The 681-nt window shown below is 57.6% G+C and carries 1 rRNA gene; it reads left to right on the forward strand.

From position 1 onward, the window contains the following. Window positions 1–51: 51 nt before the first annotated feature. Window positions 52–681 (forward strand): 23S ribosomal RNA (locus tag NFU81_RS04905); the annotation flags it as partial.

The following is a 681-nucleotide window of genomic DNA, read 5'->3' on the forward strand; positions in this document are numbered from 1 at the left end:
GTGGGGGATGGTTGGTTGTTTGAGAACTGCATAGTGGACGCGAGCATCTGTGGCCAAGTTTTTAAGGGCGCACGGTGGATGCCTTGGCACCAGGAACCGATGAAGGACGTGGGAGGCCGCGATAGGCCCCGGGGAGCTGTCAACCGAGCTGTGATCCGGGGGTGTCCGAATGGGGAAACCCGGCAGTCGTCATGGGCTGTCACCCATACCTGAACACATAGGGTATGTGGAGGGAACGCGGGGAAGTGAAACATCTCAGTACCCGCAGGAAGAGAAAACAACCGTGATTCCGGGAGTAGTGGCGAGCGAAACCGGATGAGGCTAAACCGTTTACGTGTGATACCCGGCAGGGGTTGCGTATGCGGGGTCGTGGGAGTTTCCTTGATCGGTCTGCCGGCCGGTCGGAGAGTCAGAAACCGTTTGTGTAGGCGAAGGACATGCGAAAGGTCCGGCGTAGAGGGTAAGACCCCCGTAGCTGAAACATGAGCGGCTCTCTTGGAGATCACCCAAGTAGCACAGGGCCCGAGAAATCCTGTGTGAATCTGGCGGGACCACCCGTTAAGCCTAAATATTCCCTGGTGACCGATAGCGGATAGTACCGTGAGGGAATGGTGAAAAGTACCGCGGGAGCGGAGTGAAATAGTACCTGAAACCGTGTGCCTACAAGCCGTGGGAGCGTCG

Origin of the sequence: Actinacidiphila cocklensis (assembly GCF_907177275.1) — a bacterium.
GTDB classification, from domain to species: domain Bacteria; phylum Actinomycetota; class Actinomycetes; order Streptomycetales; family Streptomycetaceae; genus Actinacidiphila; species Actinacidiphila cocklensis.